We start from the raw sequence: 21,610 nt of genomic DNA, 5'->3' as shown, positions 1-21,610 counted from the left end.
AGCGTGATCACGATCCTGCAGCTCGAACTGCGTCACCGCCAGCCGGAACTCTCCTTGTGCCCATGAAGCACTGCCACTCACGTTCGCATTTTCGTATAGAATTCATTCGCGTCGACGTGCAGGTTCAGCTGCGTTTCAGCGGGCAGGCTTGATCTCCCAAAATAGTCCTCGCCCGAAAGGGAACTGTTCGCAACTATGGCTCTCATCGAGCGCGCGCCATGATTAAAACTGGACACCTTCAAGAACGCGGTCAGAACTCCTTCATCTATACGAATAGGGCCGTTTCGCCCCCCTTGGGCGAGCTGTGTCTCTTTTTCTAGGATTGACCGGAGCAAGATGGCACGCCTAACCACATAATGCTCGTCGCCTGCCGACTCGTCGATGCCTCGAAGTTCGATAGTGCCGCGAACCCTGCTCAGAAAGTCAGGACCTTTTGCTTCATCGTATGCGGGATGACTCTTGAAATCTTCCAGGCTGTGCGACACCCCTCCGGCAAATGCGAAGATTGAGCGACCGATTGGATGAATTGCCTGCCCCTCTTGGAAGGTCCCGTCCTGCATAGGGGAAAGGAAGTAACGGAGCCAGCCGAGGCTACATTCAAATGAGGTGTCGAATTCATCCCAAAGAACTAGCGGTATTACGCCGTTCAGTCGATCATCCCGGAGTCGATGGAAGGAATCTATTACGTCGGACGTATTGCGGAATTGAGATAGATTGAACTCTTCGAACTTAAACTTCGAGTTGGGTATCTGGAGCTCCCCTATGACCTGCTTGACAGCGGTTGATTTGCCAGACCCGGGAGCACCGAATACGACTATGGACAGGGGCGCGATCGGGCGCTGCACTTTCTTCTGCGCGTAGTCCCTAACGAGAGATCGAACAGATTGGAAGCTCTCTATTTCAGTTCGGTCAACTGTGACCACTTTCCCATATTCGAGACGAGGTACACCTCCAAGCGCCGATTCTATCCCCTTCTCCACTATTCCCCTTGCAAGCATTTGGAGATTTACTCCGTGAGTATCATCCAATATGGTCCATGATTCCAACGGCGCGCTAAGCCTCACTTCTGCCTTGGCGAAGTGAGGAGGACGCTTCTTCGTCCACGTTTCATCGGAGTCTTGCCCTTTTACTACGAGGGAGACTTCCTGCAGGGGGTAGGCGATTGACTGCACGAGTACCTCGAGGTCGGCTTCGTCACCGTCAGCGAGCGTTCCGAATCCACACTCATAGATCATGCGTGCAGCTTTAAGTCCACGCTCAACACTTTCCCGGATGGCATCAGAACTCACTTCAATGTCGCCGTCAATAGCCCTCATAATCTCGTGTGCGAGTGCACTGGTCAACGCGGAGGTGTAGCCCCACATACGCCCCTGACCCCAGAAATCAGGTGCGGCTTCCACCCTTGCGGGATCGAAGAATAGAAAGTATCTGCCGCTCCCGCGCGCATCACGATCAAACACTAGGGCACCCGTTGGATCGAACAAGACGATCACATAGCGGCATTGGACGAGTTTTTGAAGGCGAGGATCGTTTTGCAAGACGTCAGCGCACTCTCGGGCAGTGCGCTCCCACGACGTCCCTTTGCTTATTTCAATCGCTTTTTCGCGTCGCAGGTCATCGGCAGTAGTCACAGCAACAACTTTATTTCGACGCTGGGACAGTTTTTCCCAGAGTCCATTCCCCTCATCAGCTACGCTGGCACCGCCCAGCTTAATGACAACCCAAGGGTTTTGAGTATCATCCGTGACAGCTTTAGGCCAGTGGTTCGGTGTACTACAATAGCCCAGTCCAACATCCGCAAGGACGACGAGTTCGGCTTTTTCTTTATCATCTGGGATTTCGCATGAACGTGCGTGGGTTATGCAGGGGCCATCACATGTCGAAACGCCAAGATTTTCGAAGATTCTCCAACGTCGATTCTTTGCTTTTGTATCGCTCCCTTCGTCCACTTCATCGCTTGCGGGAAATCCCTTAAGGATGGCATAGTAATGACTCACTTGTCTGTCATTCCATGCCATCGGCTCCTGCCACGCGTGAGTTCGAAGCGCGAAGCTTTCGGGACGCATGGAGTCGACCAGTTTCGCTAGTAGGCGCGCACCTCCGGGAACCTCCGCCTGCTTAGCTATCCGCGATCGCTGCCACTTCGCTCCTGCATTCCTTCTTAGGTCACTTTCATCAGGTCGTGCGACTAGCCAATCCGCTAGAGCGTCCCCTGAAACAACTACGTGGTGCGTTGCGTCATTCATTTGCTTCCCCATCCAGAACGGCTAGGCTTTCCGGTTCGCATGCCGCGACCCATGGGCGCATTCGTATAGGGATTCTCGCGTCAAGCGCGATGTCTGTTGCGCCAGGTCCCGGCTGTGTCTCGGGGCAAGGCGCCCAGCCGCCAAAAGGTGACAGCTCCTATTACCAGGCTGACTGACGGGAATGGTGGCGTCAATTCGGGATGAAGTTGCTGGTCAGCGCAGATCAGAAAGTCGAAATTTCAACTGTCGGCTATCAGGCTGCGGCCTTCGAACTTGTTCGCCGTGAACTACCCCAGGCTGGTGTTGCCCGGGTCTCCGAGCGCCAGGCTCAATGGAGATAGCAGGCGTGCCTTGAGAAGCACAAGCACCTCGGCCGCCGCTTGGGACGGCGTGATTCAGGTCGCGGTCGCTGGGAGGTACGGTTCTTGATCGATAGCCACAGGGAGTGCCACCTGACAGCACTTGAGGGCACCCACTCTTTCAAGATCCAGGGCCCTCGGAACAGGCGGCCAATAATGCCAGGATGGGCGGCATGACGACGATCGACGGTGATGTCGCGGCCGGGTTCGAACCGGTGCGCGAAGCGTTCGCGGCGAACTTCGCCCGGCACGGGGACATCGGCGCGGCGGTGTGCGTATACCTGGGTGGCCGGCCGACGGTGGACCGCGCTGATCGGCGACGTGGACGGCGTGCGCATACTCACCCCGGAAACCCTCGCGTCCGCGACCAAGGAGCAGGCCAGCGGGGCGGACCAGGTGATGGTGCTGCCAAGCCGGTTCAGCTCCGGATACATGCTGCCCACCGAGACCAACCCCATGGCGGGACCCCGCTCCTTTGGCCACATCGGTCGAGGCGGCTCGCTTGGCTTCGCCGACCCGGAGCACGGCATTGCCTTCGGCTACGCGATGAACCACATCATCGGGGGCCCCAGCGATGTGCGTGCGACATCGCTGGTCGCCGCAGTGCGAAGGCCGCTGGCGTAACTGTTCGGGCCGCACTGCGAGCTCTACTGGCGGGCGAAGCGGAGGATCCGCAACTCGGAGCGGCCATCCTCGCTCAACTCCTCGTTATCCGTGAGGTGGCCGCCTCGAAGATCAACTAGTGCGATTTCACATTAGAGAGAGAAGGGGCCGACCCCCCGGGGTCCGCGGCCCCTTGATCTCGCTACGTGCACCCCCTCCCCCCTTTGCCCAGGGGGCTTTGGGGATTACCCGTACGTCCCCCCGAACTCGGGCCAGACCACCCGCTCGGTGGCCGACGAGGACATCGGCGAGAGCCACGTTGCACGGGGTACATGCACATGTACCAAGTCCACAAGATCACTCATGAGTCCCGCGATCTTTTCGACTCGTTCGATGACTTCGATTGTCTTTTGCGTTGTTCTGATGTTGGCCATGAACACATCACTCATGGGCATGAGGGGGCGGCACAGGGGCCAGATTGGGTGTGGGGTGGCAACCCGCGCCAGGCAGAGGGGGGTCGGGCGCCGCTGGCCTTCCAGAGCGACGGCGAGGCGCTCTTCGTTTTTCGTCCCTTCCTTGAGTCCCGTCTCAGTCCTAGTCCCACCCCCTAAGAGGAGGGGGGTGGGAGAGACTCTGGAAAGGCGGGCGGGACTGGTTGGGACTACTGAGACTGGTCGAACATTTCCTGCCCTTCCGGGAGGGCGTATACCGGCCGCTTCCTCGTGCCGATGTTCTGAACGAGACCCCTCGTGACCAGCGCATTCAGCGCCCGGTAGAAGGTCGATTTCTTCAGCCCGCTCTCCTCCATCAGCTTCGTGCCGGTGGCGCTGCTAGTCCCAAAGCAGTCCCGCAGCGTGCGGAGGATGGTCTGTTCTGACTCCGTGTTAGTCCCACCGCTCCGAGGCTCCAGGACAAGCGAGTCGCCGACCGGCTTGGTGCGCAGCAGGATGGGCTCGAAGTCGGGAGCGTCTTTCTGCTTCTCGGACACGAGGTCGATGTAGATGCCGTCCATCGACACCTTGATCACGGTTGTGGCCGCGCCGTCGAGGGCGGACGCTCCCCGCAAGTTCTCGCCGGACCTCCCCGAGTGGTGAACGAGCAAGACGCACGCGCCGGTCACCGCCCGGATCTGGTCGACGGCCGCAATGACCTTGCTCATCTCGCCGTTGTCGTTCTCGTTCACGCCGGTCGTACAGCGAGCCTGCGTGTCGATGACAACCAGCAGCGGCTTGATCTCCGCAAGCAGGAGCAGCAGCGCACTCAGGTCGATGCCATTGAGGAGCTGCACGGCTACCGGCAGGAACAGCACGCTGGTCGTGATGCCGTGTTCCTTCTCCCAGGCACGCTTCCGCTTCCCGGTCCCGGAGACTCCCTCGGCGACCAGGAACACGACCGCCCCGGTCTCCGTCGGGTGGTCCTGCCACGCCTTGTCCTTCGCTGCGACGCAGCACGCCATGTCGAGGCCCACGAACGACTTGCCCGACCCCGGCTTGCCGTACATCCAGGCGATCGAGTCCAGGCACAGCACCCCAGCAATCAGCGGCTTGGGGTCCGGCCTCTGGTCCAGCTCGGCGCTGTCCAGCAATTTCTGGCGCAGGGCAGCGAGACGGGCCTGTATGGGGTTGTCCGACGGCGGTACCTGGCCGCCGCCGTTGCTCTGCTCCCCGCTGCCACCAGGTGACCACAGGGGGGTCGCCATCACGCCACCCCCCGGTACGCGGAGCGCAGATGACGCTCGATGTCCCGCTCGGTCCACGGCGCACGCGAGCACGGCCAGGCGGCCACGACCGGCCACAGCAGATCCCCGGCCTCCTGCGGGCTCAGCCCGTCGTCCTTGAGCACGCGCACCACCCACGCCAGCGCGTTGTCCTGCCCTCCCGGCTGCACGGAGGCGAGCCAGCCGAGGACGCGGCCCACACCGCCCGCCGCGGGCCAGCCGGACGGCGCCGTGCGTGCCACCGGCCTCGCGGGCCGCAGCAGGCCGAGGAGCCACGCCGGCGCAGCGACAGGCGGCCGGGGGTCGAGCACGACATATGCCATGGTGTGCGCGGGGTCGTCGGCCCTTGACGGGGGCGCGACGACCTGACCCCCGTTGCCCCGAGTGTCCAGGGCGGGGCCGAGCTTGCCAGCGGAGTTGCCAAGGGCGAAGTCGACGCCCTGCCACGCCCAGTAATAGTGGACGCCACCGCTCCCGGTACCTACGGCGTACGTCAGCGGGAGTTCTCCGTACCGGCGCTCCAGGTCGGTGAGGGTGGTCGATCCAACGGCCCCGTTCTTGTCGTCGATGTCGAGTACCCAGATCCCCGACGCCTGCCCCGTGACGATGCAGACGTTGGCGTCGGGGCACTGCGTCCACCAACGCGCGATGGTGGCAACGTCGGTGGTGGCGCGGTCCTGCCATGCCTTCACGGTCGGGTGCTTGCTGCCGGGCGGTGCCCACATGACCCGCTGGCCACGCTCGGCGCAGCTGATGGCGGCAGCCATCGGCGTTACCCTGGCAGGGATCGAAACCGTCGCCTGGTTGATAATCATTGCGGAGCCGTTGCCCTGGCCGTGGGCGGCGGCTCCGGTGCTGTTATGCGGCATCTTCGCCACCTCCGCCCTTGGCGGTGCGGCGGGCCGCGGCCTTGGCGGCGCGGGCGCGTGACGAAGCCAGGGCCAGGCGGCTGAAGTACGCCTTGCGTGCGTACTCGGCGCGGCGGGCGCGCTCGGTGGGGGTCAGGGTGGCGCCCGGGTCGACCTCACGCTCGAAGCGGTCGTTGAACGCCGCGCGGGCGGGCGCGGTGTGGGCAGAGGGATCTTCGGTCTTGGACCACAGAGTGAGAGCGGCGATGCTGGCGCGAAGCCTGCGCTGCTCGGGAGTGAGAGACACGGGGGCAGTCCTCCGGGCGCGAGGTATCTGCTCCCCGGTGGGAGAGCCTTACCTCGGCGGACTGCGACTCGCCAAGCAGACGGTGACTCGGGCTAAAACGCCCGAGCACGCCACTTAGCATAGCGTGCGGCTCGGCTAGAGCCCGAGAGAGATGTCGATCACCAGCGCATGCCCTGCCTGGGCGAGCTGCTGAGCAGAGGGCTGGGCGCGCGCGAGCGTATCCACGCGCACTGGCATGTCACGCCCACATGTCGGGCACACGTTGTTCACAGTCATACGGGTGGCCGTACCGCCATCGGCGAGCAGGCCAAGCCTGCGCCCATCCCAGCCGCAGAGCTCCCCCCGCTCATTCCACAGAACACCACTGAGACGCCGCTCCCGGTGAGCACCGCGTCCCGTGCAGACAAGGACGACCCCAGCACCGGTCCAGGCCTCGGGCAAGCGGCGGGTATTCACAGGTCCCCCAGGTTCAACCGCCGTGCCTCTTCGGCTGCCCGGCGCTCGGACGACGCCCGGGTGTATCTGTCCAGCATGTCCCGCCGCGTCCATCCGGCAACGGCCATCAGCCCGCCCTCGCTGCCACCGGCCGCCAGCCACCTGGACGCCGCCGTGTGCCGCATCCGGTGGGGGTGGAAGCCATCGATACCAGCCAGCTCCGCCCGGCCCTTCAGGGCGACGTACAGGCCGTCGTAGCTGAAGCCCTTGCCCCGGTCGCCGAGCCACAGGGCGGGGGTGTCGGCGAGCTGGTGCGACCGCCGGAGCCTGAGGTACCGGTCGATGGCGCGGCCGGTCTGCGCGCCGAAGGGCACCGTGCGCCCCTTGCCGCCCTTGCCCTTGCGAATGACCGCGCCGCCCGCCCTCAGATCCACGTCGGCCACGGCCATCGCCACGACCTCTCCGGCACGGGCCCCGGTCTCGATCATGAGCCGGACGAGCGCCTCGTCCCGCCGGTCGCGGAACTCCTTCCCGCCGCACGCCTTGATCAGAGCCCGGAGCTGGTCGTCGTCCAGCTCGTTGATCACCTTCACGTCCAGCTTCGGCGGCTTGAGACCGACCAGTTCATCGTTGTCGGTCTCGCCCTCCTCGGCCAGCCATGCCGAGAACCGCCGGACGGCAAGCTGGCGTGACCTGACCGTCGCGGGCTCGGCCCCACCGTCCAGCAGTGCAGTCACGAAGGCGTTCACGGTAGGCCGGTCGAGGGTGGGTGCAGTGCCGGTCGCCTCGCACCAGCGCAGGAAGGCGCGGACACCGTCGCCATAGGTCTTGAGCGTCTGGGCGCTCTTTCGCTCGGCGGCCAGGTGCAGAGTCCAGGAGTCCAGAAGCGCACGTATGTCCGAATAACCGTTCATGTCGCCCGAGGGTACTCCCGCCGAATGAACTATCTGGACTAGGAGCGCTGTGCAGGCAACAGGAACACCCCCGACCCGCAAGGTTCGCAGGTCAGGGGCGTCGGTAGGGTTTTGACTTAATCCAGGTAGTCGCGCAGCACCTGCGAACGCGAGGGGTGGCGCAGCTTCGACATGGTCTTGGACTCGATCTGACGGATGCGCTCACGCGTCACGCCGTAGACCTTGCCGATCTCGTCCAGGGTCTTCGGCTGGCCGTCGGTGAGACCGAAGCGCATGGAAACCACGCCCGCCTCACGCTCGGACAGGGTGTCGAGGACCGAGTGCAGCTGCTCCTGCAGAAGCGTGAAGCTGACTGCGTCGGCCGGAACGACCGCCTCGGAGTCCTCGATCAGGTCACCGAACTCGCTGTCGCCGTCCTCGCCGAGGGGGGTGTGCAGCGAAATCGGCTCGCGACCGTACTTCTGGACCTCGATGACCTTCTCGGGGGTCATGTCGAGTTCCTTGGCCAGCTCCTCCGGGGTGGGCTCGCGGCCCAGGTCCTGGAGCATCTGGCGCTGCACGCGCGCGAGCTTGTTGATGACCTCGACCATGTGCACCGGGATACGGATGGTGCGGGCCTGGTCGGCCATGGCGCGGGTGATCGCCTGACGGATCCACCAGGTGGCATACGTGGAGAACTTGTAGCCCTTGGTGTAGTCGAACTTCTCGACCGCGCGGATCAGACCGAGGTTGCCCTCCTGGATCAGGTCCAGGAAGAGCATGCCGCGGCCGGTGTAGCGCTTGGCCAGCGAGACGACCAGGCGGAGGTTGGCCTCCAGCAGGTGATTCTTGGCGCGGCGGCCGTCCTCGGCGATGATCTCCAGCTCGCGCTTGAGCTTCGGCGCGAGCTTGTCGGAGTTCGCCAGCTTGTCCTCGGCGAACAGACCGGCCTCGATGCGCTTGGCGAGCTCGACCTCCTGCTCGGCGTTGAGGAGGGGAACCTTGCCGATCTGCTTGAGGTAGTCCTTGACCGGGTCGGCAGTGGCACCGGCGACGGCGACCTGCTGAGCGGGCGCGTCGTCCTCGTCGTCGTCGGAGAGAACGAAGCCCTTGTTCTCGCCCTCGGCCTCTTCCTCCTCGCCCTTGCCACCGGGCTGGGCCTCATCGAGCTCTTCGCCCTCGGTGGCCTCGTCGGCGTCCTTCTTGCCCGTGGTCTTCTTTGCGGCCACGGTCTTCTTGGCGGCGGTCTTCTTCGCCGCCGTCTTCTTGGCCGCTGTCTTCTTTGCGGCCGTCTTCTTGGCAGGCGCGGTCTCCGAGACCTCGTCGGCCGGGACGTCGACGGTCTCGGCCGTCGGCGCCGCGGTGGCCGCGACGGTCTTCGCCGTGGCGGTCTTGGCCGCGACGGTCTTGGTGGCGGTGCGCTTTGCCGGGCTCTTCGCAGCGACGCTCTTGCGGGCGCGCTTCGGCGACTCCGCGGCACTGACCATCAGCGTCACACCCTCTTCCTCGAGGATCTGGTTGAGGCTGCGCAGAACATTCTTCCACTGGGTTGGCGGAATCTGGTCAGCCTCGAAGGCCCGACGCACGTCATCGCCGGCGATCTGCCCATCAGCCTTTCCCCGCTCGATGAGCGCCATCACAGACTCGGACTCGGCGATCTCCGGCGGGAGCGTACGGGATGTGCTGGCCGACACGAACAACCTCTCGGAACGATGGAAACGGCTTCCGGCCCCGCCCATGATCGGGCCGGAGCCGACGACCACCAGGCTGCGGATGTGCCGGTGGCGCGGGCTGAACCTCGGATTTGCACAGCGCCCTGAATGGCGGCTGTATTCCCTCCTCGGCTGTCACCTCTTAGGTCATCGCACTGTTTCGAGGAGTGTTACGCCCAATCCACGTGGCCCGAGTCACACCTCATACACGACGAAACGGCCAGAGTAGTCGTTCACCACACAATCGTGCCGCCGGATCCCGTGGAATCCGGCGACACGCGATGCGTACGCCTCCGTACTTCCTGACCGCGTCCCGCCTCCCGCGCTCAGTGCTCGCGCGGCGCGGGGACGACTCGCTCCACCTCAGGGTGAACGGTGAGCAGTTGACGCATGGCCGATTCGGCCGCGTGCGAGTCGCCGGTCGCGAGGGCGTCGGCGATCCGCGCGTGATGGGCGAGGGAGACCTCGGTGGGGCGGTCACAGCCGGTGACCGGGCCGCCGGAGACCTGGAGGGCGGCGGAGACGATCCCCGAGAGGTGCTCCAGCATGCGGTTGGCCGCGAGCTGGATGAGGAGGGAGTGGAACTCCGCGTCGGCCCGGGAGAAGGTGATTCCGTCACCCTGAGTGAGCGCATGGTTCATGATCTCGACCATGTCGGCGAGCCGCTGCTGGACGTCCTCACGGCCGTGACCTGCGGCGAGACGGGCGGCGAGCGGCTCGATGGTCCAGCGCAGCTCGCTCAGCTCCCGGCGCTGGTCGTCACGCTGCGGGCCGAACGCGCGCCACTCGATGATGTCGGGGTCCAGCAGGTTCCAGTCGCTGACCGGGCGGACCCGGGTGCCGACATTGGGGCGGGCGCTGACCAGGCCCTTGGCCTCGAGGACGCGCAGCGACTCCCGCACGACCGTGCGGGAGACCTCGAAGCGCTGGCCGATCTCCTCGGGGACCAGCGGGCGATCGGCGCCCAGGTCGCCCGAGACGATCATCTGGCCGAGCTGCTGGACGAGTTGGCCGTGCAGTCCGCGGCCCCGGCTGCCTGCCGCGCGGCGGCCGACCCGGCCCAACTCGGCGTCGCCGCCGTCCCATGAGGGAGGGCCGACGCGGTCGGCGCCGGGCGACTCCGCGTAGGGGTATCGGTCGAGTTCGCCCGGGCCGGCGAGGCCGGACTCGGCGGGGCGGGCGGCGGTCATCATGGTGTGCGCAAGGGTACTCACGCATCCTTTGTCGGCGTGGCTCCGGCGGCCCTTGAGGTCTTTGGTGAAAAGCACACGAAAGGGTGATCGGCGCTGGCCTTACAATTGACGCCTTATCGGAAAGAAACGGGCGCCCTCAAGGGAGTTGTGAGCAGATCGCCGAGTCCCGGTCGATCATGATCACCAACCAGCGCTGCGGCGAAGGCCCATGACCAGATATGCGCAGATCAGGGCCAACAACGACAACGTCAGTGCCGCACCGACCGGTTGGGCGAGCACATGCACTCCGGCCATCAGCAAGTCGTCCGCCTGCTGCGGCAGCCGTACCCAGGTGAGTTCGCGCAGTCTGCCGGGAAGCCCCGCGATCGAACGGACGGACGGCGCGATGAGCGCCTTCTGTACGAGAGGAGCGATGAGGACCGGTACGGCGAGTACGGCGGCCACTCCGGCGGCGGCGACCCTGAACACCCCGGCGGCGAGCAGTCCGGCCCAGGCACAGCCGACCGCGAGACCGCCCCAACTGGCCATCAGTGCGGGCCAGTTCTGCGGAACGGGCGTCGCCTCGCTCCCGTAGGCGAGTCGGAGCGCCTGAAAGTCGGCCACCGCAACGAGGAATGCGATGAGCAGGGCGGCAGCGGCAGTCACTGCGAGCTTGGCGAGAAGGAGACCCAGGCGGCGGGGCACGGTGCCACGGGAGGCGGCGAGGGCGGGATAGCGGAACTCCTCGCCCAAGGAGAGCGCCCCGAGCAGTCCGGCGCCGAAGGCCGCGGGCGGCAGCGGAAGAAAATCGGGCCAGGCAGCGAGCACGGCCGGGAGCGGGGTGCCGCCGGTGCGGCCGAGCAGAACGCACAGCACGGCGGAGGCGACGAGCACGGCGGCCAGGACGAACAGGGCGGTACGGACCCCGAGAAGACGACGGAGTTCGTAGCGCAGGGGCCACAGAGGGCTGCGTACGGGACGCGGGAGGGGCGAGGACTGAGGGGGGACGGGGGGACGGGGGGCTCGAGGAGGGTCCGGGGGGCGCGGGGAGTGCGCGGCCTGTTCGGTGGGCGGGGGGTGCTCTTCGGTAGCGGAGGCGGGCGCAGGGGTCGGCGCGGCTGCAGGCGCAGGGGTCGGCGCGGCTGCAGGCGCAGGGGTCGGCGCGGCTGCAGGCGCGGAGGCGGGCGCGGGGGTCGCCGCGGATGGTCCGGTGGCCGGCGCGGGCTGCGCGGGCGTTGGCACGGCGGTGGGCGCGGCGGCCGGGGTGGGGCCTGTGTCTCCGACCTCGTCGGTCAGCCGGTGGATGAGCACACCGTGCCGGAAGGCGGTTTCGCCGATCTCGGCGCAGTTGCTGCCGTAGACGGACAGCAGGCTGCCGCTCTCGGCGACGACCTCGACGGAACGCTGAGCGGCGCGCGCCTCACGGGCGAGGACGGCGGCCAGGCGGGTGGCATGCGGGGTGCGGACGGCGACGCGGGGGCGGAGCCGGGTGCGCGAGAAGGCGGTCGCGTCCTGGTCGGCGACGAGGCGGCCCCCGTCGAGGGTGACGACGCGGTCGGCGAGGCGGGCGGCCTCCTTGGGGTCACCGGTGGTGCACAGGACCGTGCCGCCATGGGCGGCGTGCGCGCGCAGCAGTCCGTACAACCAACTGTTCTCCCGCGGCGAGAGCCCCTTCGCGGGCTCGTCAAGGATCAGCGTCTGCGGATCGCCGAGCAGGGCTGAGGCAAGGCCGAGCCTGCGGTCCATGCCGAGCGACAGCGTGCCGAGGCGCTGGCCGCCTAGGCCCGCAAGACCGACGACCTCCAGCATCTCGTCGGCGCGGGAGCCGGGCACTCCGGCGGCGGCGCAGAGCACACGGAGCTGGCCCCGAGCCGTCCGTGCCGGATGACCGGGTACGTCACCGAGGAGCACCCCGACCTCACGGGCCGGGTGGGCGATGCGGTGGAGAGGGTTTCCTCGGAAGTACGTGACGCCTCGGCCGGCCTCGAGTTGGAGCATCAGACGCAGCGCCGTCGTCTTGCCGGAGCCGGCCACGCCGAGGAGGGCAGTGACGAGGCCCGGCCGGGCCTCGAACGTGACGTCGTCGACGGCGGGCGGGTGGTCTCGGCGTTGGGTGCTGGTCAGTCCGATGGCCTGGAGCATCGCTTCTCTCGCGGGAGGTGAGACCGCTCGGCGGCAGTTCGGGGGTACCGCAGCAAGATAACGCGACATTTAGGACTTTTTGCGCAGGGGCCCGACGCGGGTGTCAGACTTCCGGACGCAGCATCGGGGGGTTCAGCACGGTGGCGCCGCCCGCGCGGAACAACTGCGCGGGGCGGCCGCCCTGACGGGTGGTGGTCCCGCCCGCGGGCACCAGGAAGCCGGGAGTGCCGGTCACCTTGCGGTGGAAGTTGCGTGGATCGAGCGCGACGCCCCACACCGCTTCGTACACCCGTCGTAGCTCGCCGACCGTGAACTCCGGCGGGCAGAATGCGGTGGCCAGCGAGGAGTACTCGATCTTGGAACGGGCCCGCTCCACCCCGTCCGCCAGAATCCGCGCATGATCGAAGGCGAGCGAGGCGGACTGATCGTCCTCGCGGCCGAACCCGTTCTCCTGGACCAGGAGATCCTCGACGGGGGCCCAGCGCGCGCTGTTGGCGTCACCGCCCGCGCGGGGCGCGGGAAGGTCGGGCGCCAACACCAGATGAGCCACGCTGACAACGCGCATACGAGGGTCCCGCTTGGGGTCTCCATAGGTGGCCAGCTGCTCGAGATGCGCGCCGTTCCCGGGTGCCGGCGATGTGGGGTCGTCCGCGCACAGTCCGGTCTCCTCGGCGAGCTCGCGCGCTGCCGCCGCCGCAAGATCCTCGTCGCCCCTGACGAAGCCGCCGGGCAGCGCCCACCGACCCTGGAACGGCGGCTCTCCGCGGCGTACGACCAGCGCGCAGAGCGCATGACGACGCACGGTGAGCACGACCAGGTCGACGGTGACAGCAAAAGGCGGAAAGGCCGACGGGTCGTAGGGAGACATGCCGTGATCATAGTCGTCTGCCTGACGATAAACACTCCCTTCGCCACCTGCCGCGACTCTTTCTTCATCAACCCCCCAGCCCTGCCCACCCACCCGGCTCACACCCCCAACTGAAGGCCGTCGGCGGCCTCCTCCACCATTCCCAAGCCGAGCCTGCTGATCCGGACGGCGAAGGGCTCACCTGCGACGCACAGTCCGGACAGCTGCACCGCGCCGAGGGGAACGCAGCGCACCGGTCGCAGCGCGACCATACGGGCCGGGGCATCGGGACGGATCCCGGCGAGGGTCGTCAGGAGCTGGATCCCGGCGGCCGCAGCCAGAGCCGCAGGCCGGCAGCCGGCGGGGTGCGGTACCGGCGCGCCGTCCGCCGTGCGCTGCTCCCCCGCGTACATCTCGGGCAGCCGGTAACGAAAGGCCTCGGCTGCATCGATGACGCCGCGCAGCAGGGACACGGCCTCCTTCTCGTACCCCGCGGCAGCCAGGCCCGCCACGGCGACGACGGTCTCGTGCACCCGGACGGCTCCGGCGCGGTGGCCGAACGGGTTGTGTCCCGGCTCCTTGGCCCCGAGGCTGCGCAGCCCCCAGCCGGAGTCCAGCGCGGGACCGCCGAGCAGCCTGGCCAGCTGCCCGGTCTGCACCTTGTCCAGCAGGCCGGGGGCGAGCCGTCCCCCGCCGAGCAGCCCGGTGTCGAGGAGATGCGCGGCGCCGCCTCCCAGATGAGGTACCGGCCGTCCGTCGGCCAGACGCGCCGCGGCGGGACGGCCACCTGCCCTGTCATCGATCCAGAAATCCTCCCTGAAACGCCTCCGCAGCGTGCTCGCCCACTCGCGCCAGCCCTCGGCACCGGGACGGCCGAAGGCCTCCAGAAGGTCGGCTCCCAGCAGCGCGGCCCGATGCGCATGGGCCTGGGTCTCGGCGCGCCGGGCCCCGGACGGACCGGGCTCCGGCAGGACGCCGTCGTCTCCCGCGGCCTGACGCAGCCAGTGCAGACAGCGCTCCGCCGTCGGCAGCAGCCCGAGCAGCTCCTGCTCGGGCAGACCCCAGCGCCATGCCTCGGCAAGGACCGAGGGGAACGCGAGGGTCGCCTCCACACCCGTGCAACTCGGTGGCAGATGCGGACCCGCGTCCCTGAGCGGACCGGGGATGCGCCCGAAGTCCGATCCCGGCCCCGAGAGTTGGGTCCGGCCGAACGTCCGCAGGGTGGCCGCGGCCAGCCGGGTGGAGAGCGGGAGCGCCATCCGCGAAGCCCAGAGCGCATCGGCGGGTGCCGGCCCGCATCGCCAGGGCACGCCCGCGGCCAGGTATACGTCCGCGGATCCCCCCGGGTCCCGCAGCAGCAGCCCCTTGAGGTCGCCCATGCTGCTCCTGAGCAGCGCCTGCAGCCTCGGGTCGTCCCCCTCTGCTCGCGCCTCGGCGAAGGGGTGGCAGCCCGTCCGGCCGGAAGGACGGGCCGGACGGTCGGAGCGGACCCGCAGCTCGATGGTCCGCGAGGCCCCCGGTGCGAGCTCCACCTCCCAGCGAAGCATTCCGGCGGAGGCCAGGGCGTCTTTCGGCGGTGGATCCGCCGTGACGACGGCGTGGGAGCCGGTGCCGGCGGACCATCGCATTCCCGAGTCGTGGACACTGGCGCGCAGTTCGGGACCGGGGCGTCCGGCCGCGACCGCCCCCAGGCTCGCGAGGTCGGTGCCGAGCGCGATCTCCACCGGGAGCCTGAGGGGTCTCGCTGCCGAGCTGCGCAGCGTGATCCGTTCCGTACCGTCGGCGTCGCGCGAGCGCTCGACGGCGACCTCTGGGTCCGGCCCAATGTCGGCGGGTGTCCGCACCACGGCGAAGAAGGTGGCGCGGTCCGCGGAGACCAACCTGCTCTGCACCGCGACCGGTTCGCGCCCCGCGATGCGCAACTGGCAGCGGGAGAGCAGCCGCCGGCCCGACTGATAGACGCCTTCGAGCCCTGTCCCGGTGAGCTGGCCGTGCTCGGGGGAGATCGCCAGGCACGGCAGGGCGACACAGATGAGCGCGTTGTGCACCGGCGGCAGATCAGCGGTCCGTCCGGCTCCGGGCGGCGCGGGGCCCGAGCCGGAGCCCTGAACCGTCCGAGGCTGTTGGGGCGGTCGAGGGGCGGTGAGGGCCATGGGTGATCTGCTGTGCCTTTCGTGCGCTCCGGACAGCCGCTGCGATGACGGCGGCACGGGTCGTACGACTCCGCCACGACGGTGAACGGCGGCACGGGCGCCCAGGTCACGGCCGTCATCTCCCGCTCCTTGTCCCGCGCTCCCCGCTGCGCCGACTCCCCCGGACCCGGTCGGCCGACGCCGACTTCGCAGGGTGTGTTCCGGCGGGCGGCAGGCCCTTCCTGCCCCGGGGCGGCCGAACCTTCTGCGGCCGCGGGCGGTACGGACCTTCGCCGCGCCCGCCCGGGTCGGAGCCACCGGTGCCGTCGGAGCCGTCGGAGCCGTCGGACGGCTCCCGTGAGCTGCGCGCCGCACGCAGACAGCTGCGAAGCGTCTCCGGATCCAGGCCCTCGTTGCATGCCCGGTGCAGCAGGCGGGCGAAGACGTAGTCCGGGTCGACTCGCAGGGCACGTCCAAGGGCGACCCGCGCTCCGGGTTCGTCGCCCGTTGACCAGGCCACCCAGCCTGCGAGGGTCAGCGGTGCGGCGGCGTGCTCGCAGTAGGGCCCGACACAGCGTCGAGCGAGCGCCCGCCAGAGCCGCTGCGCCGGACCTGCGTCAGGGCCCTCCATCCACTCCGCGGCCCGGTCCCGGGTGTCCCGGTCCTGGAGGCCGAGGATCAGGGCGGCGGCTTCCTCGTGAGTGATGAGCCGGTCGTCCGCAACATCTGTCTCGGCCCAGCCCCCGGATCGGGGTGTTTCCGCGATGCACTTCATCAGCCGGCGGGCGAGCGAGAGGGTCTCCGTGGCGACCTGCTCACGCCCCTCTGTGTCCAGGATCCTGGACATCAGCGCAGCGCCCGCCTTGTCCAGTGCCTTCTCCTGGTCGGCCGCCGACGGAGCGGTCATGGGAGCGACGCGCCCCTCCATCTCCCTCAGGGATCCACGCACTTGGACCCCCGCATAGGCGGCGGCCGCGGCCATCACCGAGGTGCCGGGCAGCGCCAGGGCACTGCCTTCGGGCGGACAGCAGCGGGCATCCGGGCAGCAGTAGGACCAGAAACGGCCGTCGGAGATGCAGAGAGCCTCGTAGACCGGCACCTCGAGGGTGCCGCACGCGGTCCTCAGTCTTTGCGCGAGCGGGCGCAGCCGCTCCATCACCCGGCGGCTCGTCTCACCTTCGGCAGGGTCCTGGCAGAGAAAGACGACGATGCCGTCGGGGCGGGAGCCGCGGCGTTCGCTGCCCTCGATCAGACATTCCGCGAGCTGCTCGGCCACGGGCGACCACTCGCGGGGCGAGCTCGGAATGCCGAGCCGCAGCCGCCCGCCGAAGCGGCCGCGGTTGCCGTGCACTGCGACGAGCACGATCGAATCGTTCGGATGGAAGCCCATCATGTACGGGAGAGCATCGGCCAGTTCGGCGGGTCCGCGCAGGGTGATCTGCTGCTCGTCGGCGGGACCGGTGGGTTCGTGGTGCTTGTTCATGGCACGACGGTCTCGTGGCGGCCCCGGCTCCGCGACCCCTGTGGATAACGTTATCCACAGGCTGGCGGCCTCGTTCGCGCTTTGTCGGTGCTATCGGGTTGCATGGGGGCATGACCAACGCAGACCTCGCTGATTCCGCGGACCTCAGGGCCTCGGCCGATTCCGTACTCGCCCGCCTCGTCTCGGACACCACGGGCACTGCCCGGCTGCGCGAGGACCAGTGGCGGGCGATCGAGGCGCTCGTCGCCGACAAGCGCAGGGCGCTGGTCGTGCAGCGGACCGGCTGGGGCAAGTCCGCGGTGTACTTCGTTGCGACCTCGCTGCTGCGCGAGCGCGGCAGCGGCCCGACCGTGATCGTCTCCCCCCTGCTCGCGCTCATGCGTAACCAGGTGGAGGCGGCGGCGCGGGCCGGAATCCGCGCCCGGACCATCAACTCCTCCAATACCGAGGAGTGGGACACGGTCCAGGACGAGGTGGCCGCAGGCGAGGTGGATGTGCTGCTGGTCAGTCCGGAGCGGCTCAACAACCCCGACTTCCGTGATCAGGTGCTTCCCAGGCTGGCAGCCGCGACAGGGCTCCTGGTGGTGGACGAGGCGCACTGCATCTCCGACTGGGGCCATGATTTCCGGCCGGACTACCGACGGCTGCGGACCATGCTGGCGGATCTGCCGGCGGGTGTCCCGGTGCTCGCCACCACCGCCACCGCCAATGCCCGCGTGACCGCGGACGTCGCCGAGCAGCTGGGCACCGGGGCGGGCACCGACGCCCTTGTGCTGCGCGGCGCGCTGGACCGCGAGAGCCTCAGCCTCAGCGTGCTCCAGCTCCCCGATGCCGCCACCCGGCTGGCCTGGCTGGCCGATCACCTCGGCGAGCTGCCGGGCTCGGGGATCATCTACACGCTCACGGTCGCCGCGGCCGAGGAGGTCACCGCGTATCTGCGGCAGTGCGGCCACACGGTGGCCTCGTACACCGGCCGCACGGAGAACGCCGACCGTCAGCAGGCCGAGGAGGATCTGCTGGCCAACCGCGTCAAGGCACTGGTCGCCACGTCCGCCCTGGGCATGGGCTTCGACAAACCCGATCTCGGATTCGTCGTGCATCTGGGCTCGCCCTCCTCGCCCATCGCCTATTACCAGCAGGTGGGCCGCGCGGGGCGTGGAGTGAAGCACGCGGAGGTGCTGCTGCTGCCGGGTCGGGAGGACGAGGCGATCTGGCAGTACTTCGCCTCGGTGGCCTTCCCGCCCGAGGAGCTGGTGCGACGCACCCTCGGCGTGCTTGCCGATGCGGGCAGGCCGCTGTCCCTGCCCGCGCTGGAGCCACTGGTCGAGCTGCGGCGTACGCGACTTGAGACCATGCTCAAGGTCCTCGACGTGGACGGTGCGGTGCGCCGGGTGAAGGGTGGCTGGACGACCACGGGCCAGCCTTGGTCGTACGACGCCGAGCGGTATGCGTGGGTCGCCCGGCAGCGCGAGTCCGAGCAGCAGGCGATGCGCGACTACGCACGGTCGACGGACTGCCGTATGGAGTTCCTGCGGCGGCAGCTGGACGACGAGGAAGCGGCGCCGTGCGGGCGCTGCGACAACTGCTCGGGGGCCCGCTTCAGTGACAAGGTCTCCGACGCGGCCCTGGACACCGCGCGCGGGGAGCTGGGCAGGCCCGGTGCGGACGTGGAGCCCCGCAAGATGTGGCCGACCGGCCTTGCGGCGGTGGGCATCAGCCTCAAGGGCCGTATCCCCGAAGGGGAGCAGTCCTTCACGGGCCGGGCGCTGGGGCGGCTCTCCGACATCGGCTGGGGCAACCGGCTCCGGCCGATGCTCGCGGCGCAGGCGCCGGACGGACCGGTTCCGGACGATGTGGTGCAGGCCGTCGTGACCGTGCTCGCCGACTGGGCCAAGGGCCCCGGTGGATGGGCGTCCGGTGCATCGGACGCACCGCCGCGGCCGGTGGGTGTGGTCACCGTCGCCTCGCACAGCAAGCCTCAGCTGGTGGGATCTCTCGGCGCCCGGATCGCCGAGGTCGGCCGGATGCCCCTGCTGGGCACGGTGGAGTACGCGCCGGAAGCGATGGAGGCACGGATCTCGCGCACCAACAGCGCCCAGCGGGTGCGCGGACTGCACGAGGCGTTCGCCGTACCGCCCCGGTTGGCCGAGGCGCTGGCCGCAGCAGACGGTCCTGTCCTCCTGATCGACGATCTTTCGGACAGTGGCTGGACCCTCGCCGTAACAGCGCGGCTGCTGCGCAGGTCCGGGGCGAAGGGGGTGTTTCCGCTGGTCCTTGCCGTTCAGGCGTGACGCCAGGGGTCAGCGGGGTTGCGGATGGGCAGGGTTAGGGCAGGGATATGAGCCTCATACCCGCCGATTCCCGCCGGTGACGCCAAATTGCTCGTTGCCGCATGACCACGCGCCAGCAAGAATTGGAGCGCTCCCCGCGGGCCCGTTCGCGGCCCTGAAGGGCCGTGCCGCGGTGCGCCCGCACCCGTCCCTGCCCGCACTGTGGGCGCGTATGCGAAGGGAGGAACGTGACCTTCGGATTCGCTCCGTCCGCAGCCACTTCGATCAGCACGTCGGCGAGTTCCGCCAGCCGCCTCGCCAGGATGCTCGAACCTGCCGAGTGGGCGGCGGCAGGGATACCCCTGCTGCGCAGCCCCCGCGAGGTGGTCAGCGGACTGCACACCCGGCACCGGCCGGCACCCGCCACCGCGGTTGTCGCCGTGCTCGACCACGAGGAACGGCTCGCTGCCAGTGCGTCGTTCGCCCGGCGCTCCGCCCCCGTGGACGGCTGGGAGTTCCGCAACGTACTGCTGGTCCATCTGCGCAGGGTCATCCCGCACGATCTGCGTCGGCGCACGCCCGTACGCACCGCCGTGCTGCTCTACTGCCGCGAGGGCGACGAGCGATGGACGGAGGAGGACGGGGCGTGGATGTGGGGGCTGCGGGACGCCTGCACCCTGCATGGGCTGCGCTGCGGGGCGTACATCACACTGACGCGCGGAGGCTGGCAGGTGCTCGGTGAGGGGCGGGGCGGCAGACGGCCCAACTCCCTGTCGTCGCCGGGCGATCTCGCCGACACGGTGGCCGACGCCGAACCGCTGCCGCTGCGGACTGCCGGCGGCGCGGCCGAAGCACTGCGGCGCACGGCAGCCCGCTGAAATACCCCGCAGGCGTCAGAGAGCCGACGGGTGTCACTTTCCGGCTGCCCAGCTCGTGGGCAGCCGGATCACGACGTGAGAACCCCGCGGTCCGTGGAGACCGTACGGGTCAGACACCCGTGCCCAGCACGGTGTTGATCCGCTTGGGGTCACCGCACACGATCAGCAGCGCTGTCGCCTTCGCCAGGGCCGCGGGCAGTGCGCGGGCGGCGTCGTCGCAGGCGCCTCCGTTGACCGCGACGACCACCACGGGACGGGCCGAGGCCCGGCCCACCGCAGCGACGTCCGCGTAGAAGACGTCGTCACGGGCGTCGTGCTGGGCCCAGTAGGCGGCCTCGCCGAAGGACAGCTCGTGCGCGGCCCACGGGTGCTGTTCACCGGTGGTGAGCACCAGGACGTCGCCCGGGGCACGACCGGAGTCGAGCAGCAGATCGACCGCCTCGTCGGCGGCATCGAGCGCGCCGTCGGCCGGGGCGGGGATCAGCTGGATCTGAGGCACTGAGGTCTTGGACGGCCGGGCGGCCTGGGGCTGCCCGGCAGAGGTGTGTGTACGCGGCGGAGCGGGCCTGGCCGGACCGGGGCCCGGGTGTCCGGGACGCGGCGAGGCCGCGGAACGCGGACCGGGTACGGGACGGGGGGTCGGCGCGGTGCGGCCTGCGGCCGGAGTAGCGCGGGGACCCTGGGCACTCTCGTGAATCTGAGGCTCCTCGGGGATGAGAGGCATGGGTGGATGTCTATCAAATGCCGGAGCGGAAGGCACCGGCGGGTGGGCACATGGGTGCGACTCCCCTGACGCGGGGGCGGGTTCAGAATTCGAAGCCGAGCTGGCCCCCGCTTTCCAGTGCGGCCGCCTCCGCGGAGAGGCGGACCTTCTTGAGGTGCCGCCACTGGGGCAGCGAGTCGAGATAGGCCCACGAAAGCCGGTGGTAGGGCGTGGGCCCCAGCACCTCAAGGGCTGCCTTGTGCACGGGCGAGGGATAGCCCGCGTTGGCGTCGAAGCCGAAATCGGCGAACTCACTCCGCAGTTCGGCCATCATCGCGTCCCTGCGCACCTTGGCGATCACCGAGGCGGCGGCGACCGCCACACAGGACTGGTCCCCCTTGATGACCGTACGGACCTGCCAGGGGGACCCGAGGTAGTTGTGCTTGCCGTCGAGGATGACCGCGTCCGGCCGGACCGGAAGAGCGTCCAGCGCGCGGACGGCGGCGAGCCGCAGCGCCGCGGTCATCCCCAGTTCGTCGATCTCCTCCGGCGAGGCATGTCCCAGGGCGTGCGCCGTGACCCACTGCTCCAGCAGCCCAGCAAGTTCCGTACGGCGCTTCGGGCTGATCAGCTTGGAATCGGTGAGACCGGCGGGAGGCCGGCGCAGTCCGGTGATCGCCGCGCACACCGTGACCGGACCGGCCCACGCACCGCGTCCGACCTCGTCGACACCAGCGACGATCTTGGCGCCGGTGGTGGCTCTGATCGAGCGCTCGACTGTGTGGGTGGGTGGTTCGTACGGCATGGCGCCAGCAAGGGTACGCCGCCGGACCCCACCCACGACAACCGGATTGCACTCACCG

At 68.5% G+C, this 21,610-nt stretch carries 15 protein-coding genes and 1 pseudogene; 3 read left to right on the top strand and 13 right to left on the bottom strand.

What is annotated here, in order from left to right:
* Positions 1-77 precede the first annotated feature (77 nt).
* Entirely contained in the window at positions 78-2,018 is a 1,941-nt protein-coding gene (locus tag ABZS64_RS07130) for an AAA family ATPase (RefSeq protein WP_355824290.1), read from the bottom strand.
* 893 nt (positions 2,019-2,911) lie between these two features.
* On the opposite strand from ABZS64_RS07130, the pseudogene ABZS64_RS07125 reads away from it, so the two are divergent.
* A pseudogene (locus ABZS64_RS07125) lies at positions 2,912-3,229 on the top strand (serine hydrolase); the annotation flags it as partial.
* Positions 3,230-3,869: 640 nt separating this feature from the next.
* Here ABZS64_RS07125 and ABZS64_RS07120 read toward each other — a convergent pair.
* From ABZS64_RS07120 to ABZS64_RS07075, 10 genes are all read right to left on the bottom strand, one after another.
* Positions 3,870-4,907 (bottom strand): AAA family ATPase, encoded by a 1,038-nt coding sequence (locus ABZS64_RS07120; RefSeq protein ID WP_355824287.1) that lies wholly within the window; start codon positions 4,905-4,907, stop codon positions 3,870-3,872.
* On the bottom strand, positions 4,907-5,692 hold the full coding sequence (locus ABZS64_RS07115; protein ID WP_355824284.1) for a bifunctional DNA primase/polymerase: 786 nt from the start codon (positions 5,690-5,692) through the stop codon (positions 4,907-4,909). Before ABZS64_RS07115 ends, ABZS64_RS07120 begins: the two co-directional genes overlap by 1 nt.
* A gap of 91 nt (positions 5,693-5,783) precedes the next feature.
* Positions 5,784-6,080 carry a hypothetical protein gene (locus ABZS64_RS07110; RefSeq protein ID WP_355824282.1) on the bottom strand — a complete coding sequence of 99 codons (297 nt, stop codon included), beginning with the start codon at positions 6,078-6,080 and terminating at the stop codon, positions 5,784-5,786.
* 452 nt (positions 6,081-6,532) lie between these two features.
* Positions 6,533-7,429 carry a tyrosine-type recombinase/integrase gene (locus ABZS64_RS07105; RefSeq protein WP_355824279.1) on the bottom strand — a complete coding sequence of 299 codons (897 nt, stop codon included), beginning with the start codon at positions 7,427-7,429 and terminating at the stop codon, positions 6,533-6,535.
* A 116-nt stretch (positions 7,430-7,545) separates the two neighbouring features.
* A complete protein-coding gene (locus ABZS64_RS07100; RefSeq protein WP_355824277.1) occupies positions 7,546-9,102 on the bottom strand; it encodes an RNA polymerase sigma factor in 1,557 nt (518 codons plus the stop codon).
* 344 nt (positions 9,103-9,446) lie between these two features.
* Positions 9,447-10,334 carry a FadR/GntR family transcriptional regulator gene (locus ABZS64_RS07095; protein ID WP_355824274.1) on the bottom strand — a complete coding sequence of 296 codons (888 nt, stop codon included), beginning with the start codon at positions 10,332-10,334 and terminating at the stop codon, positions 9,447-9,449.
* A gap of 159 nt (positions 10,335-10,493) precedes the next feature.
* The gene (locus tag ABZS64_RS07090; RefSeq protein ID WP_355824271.1) at positions 10,494-12,434 is read right to left on the bottom strand and encodes an ATP-binding cassette domain-containing protein; all 1,941 of its coding nucleotides are present in this window, start codon (positions 12,432-12,434) and stop codon (positions 10,494-10,496) included.
* Between the two features lie 103 nt (positions 12,435-12,537).
* The gene (locus tag ABZS64_RS07085) at positions 12,538-13,302 is read right to left on the bottom strand and encodes an NUDIX domain-containing protein (RefSeq protein ID WP_355824268.1); all 765 of its coding nucleotides are present in this window, start codon (positions 13,300-13,302) and stop codon (positions 12,538-12,540) included.
* A gap of 98 nt (positions 13,303-13,400) precedes the next feature.
* Positions 13,401-15,434: a glycogen debranching N-terminal domain-containing protein gene (locus tag ABZS64_RS07080; protein ID WP_355824266.1), complete on the bottom strand. Its 2,034-nt coding sequence runs from the start codon at positions 15,432-15,434 to the stop codon at positions 13,401-13,403.
* 115 nt (positions 15,435-15,549) lie between these two features.
* The gene (locus ABZS64_RS07075; RefSeq protein WP_355824263.1) at positions 15,550-16,896 is read right to left on the bottom strand and encodes a DUF4192 domain-containing protein; all 1,347 of its coding nucleotides are present in this window, start codon (positions 16,894-16,896) and stop codon (positions 15,550-15,552) included.
* A gap of 110 nt (positions 16,897-17,006) precedes the next feature.
* On the opposite strand from ABZS64_RS07075, the gene ABZS64_RS07070 reads away from it, so the two are divergent.
* On the top strand, positions 17,007-19,187 hold the full coding sequence (locus ABZS64_RS07070; RefSeq protein ID WP_355824261.1) for a RecQ family ATP-dependent DNA helicase: 2,181 nt from the start codon (positions 17,007-17,009) through the stop codon (positions 19,185-19,187).
* 227 nt (positions 19,188-19,414) lie between these two features.
* Positions 19,415-20,044, top strand: coding sequence for a hypothetical protein (locus ABZS64_RS07065; RefSeq protein WP_355824258.1), 630 nt, complete (start codon positions 19,415-19,417; stop codon positions 20,042-20,044).
* Between the two features lie 109 nt (positions 20,045-20,153).
* Here the strand turns inward: ABZS64_RS07065 and ABZS64_RS07060 are convergent, their stop codons facing one another.
* Complete coding sequence (locus tag ABZS64_RS07060; protein ID WP_355824255.1) at positions 20,154-20,768, bottom strand: hypothetical protein; 615 nt, start codon at positions 20,766-20,768, stop codon at positions 20,154-20,156.
* Positions 20,769-20,850: 82 nt separating this feature from the next.
* The gene (locus ABZS64_RS07055; RefSeq protein WP_355824252.1) at positions 20,851-21,552 is read right to left on the bottom strand and encodes a ribonuclease HII; all 702 of its coding nucleotides are present in this window, start codon (positions 21,550-21,552) and stop codon (positions 20,851-20,853) included.
* Between the last annotated feature and the right edge of the window lie 58 nt (positions 21,553-21,610).

The sequence above is a fragment of the Streptomyces sp. NPDC005408 genome, from assembly GCF_040606445.1.
Lineage (GTDB): Bacteria > Actinomycetota > Actinomycetes > Streptomycetales > Streptomycetaceae > Streptomyces.
This window is presented reverse-complemented; position numbering and strand designations above follow the sequence as displayed.

What these genes read in the sequence shown, in the direction of transcription:
- ABZS64_RS07130 (WP_355824290.1), bottom strand. Translation starts at nt 2,018, where the DNA reads ATGGCATGGAATGACAGACAAGTGAGTCATTACTATGCCATCCTTAAG.
- ABZS64_RS07120 (WP_355824287.1), bottom strand. Translation starts at nt 4,907, where the DNA reads ATGGCGACCCCCCTGTGGTCACCTGGTGGCAGCGGGGAGCAGAGCAAC.
- ABZS64_RS07115 (WP_355824284.1), bottom strand. Translation starts at nt 5,692, where the DNA reads ATGGCTGCCGCCATCAGCTGCGCCGAGCGTGGCCAGCGGGTCATGTGG.
- ABZS64_RS07105 (WP_355824279.1), bottom strand. Translation starts at nt 7,429, where the DNA reads ATGAACGGTTATTCGGACATACGTGCGCTTCTGGACTCCTGGACTCTG.
- ABZS64_RS07090 (WP_355824271.1), bottom strand. Translation starts at nt 12,434, where the DNA reads ATGCTCCAGGCCATCGGACTGACCAGCACCCAACGCCGAGACCACCCG.
- ABZS64_RS07085 (WP_355824268.1), bottom strand. Translation starts at nt 13,302, where the DNA reads ATGTCTCCCTACGACCCGTCGGCCTTTCCGCCTTTTGCTGTCACCGTC.
- ABZS64_RS07080 (WP_355824266.1), bottom strand. Translation starts at nt 15,434, where the DNA reads ATGGCCCTCACCGCCCCTCGACCGCCCCAACAGCCTCGGACGGTTCAG.
- ABZS64_RS07075 (WP_355824263.1), bottom strand. Translation starts at nt 16,896, where the DNA reads ATGAACAAGCACCACGAACCCACCGGTCCCGCCGACGAGCAGCAGATC.
- ABZS64_RS07070 (WP_355824261.1), top strand. Translation starts at nt 17,007, where the DNA reads ATGACCAACGCAGACCTCGCTGATTCCGCGGACCTCAGGGCCTCGGCC.
- ABZS64_RS07060 (WP_355824255.1), bottom strand. Translation starts at nt 20,768, where the DNA reads ATGCCTCTCATCCCCGAGGAGCCTCAGATTCACGAGAGTGCCCAGGGT.
- ABZS64_RS07055 (WP_355824252.1), bottom strand. Translation starts at nt 21,552, where the DNA reads ATGCCGTACGAACCACCCACCCACACAGTCGAGCGCTCGATCAGAGCC.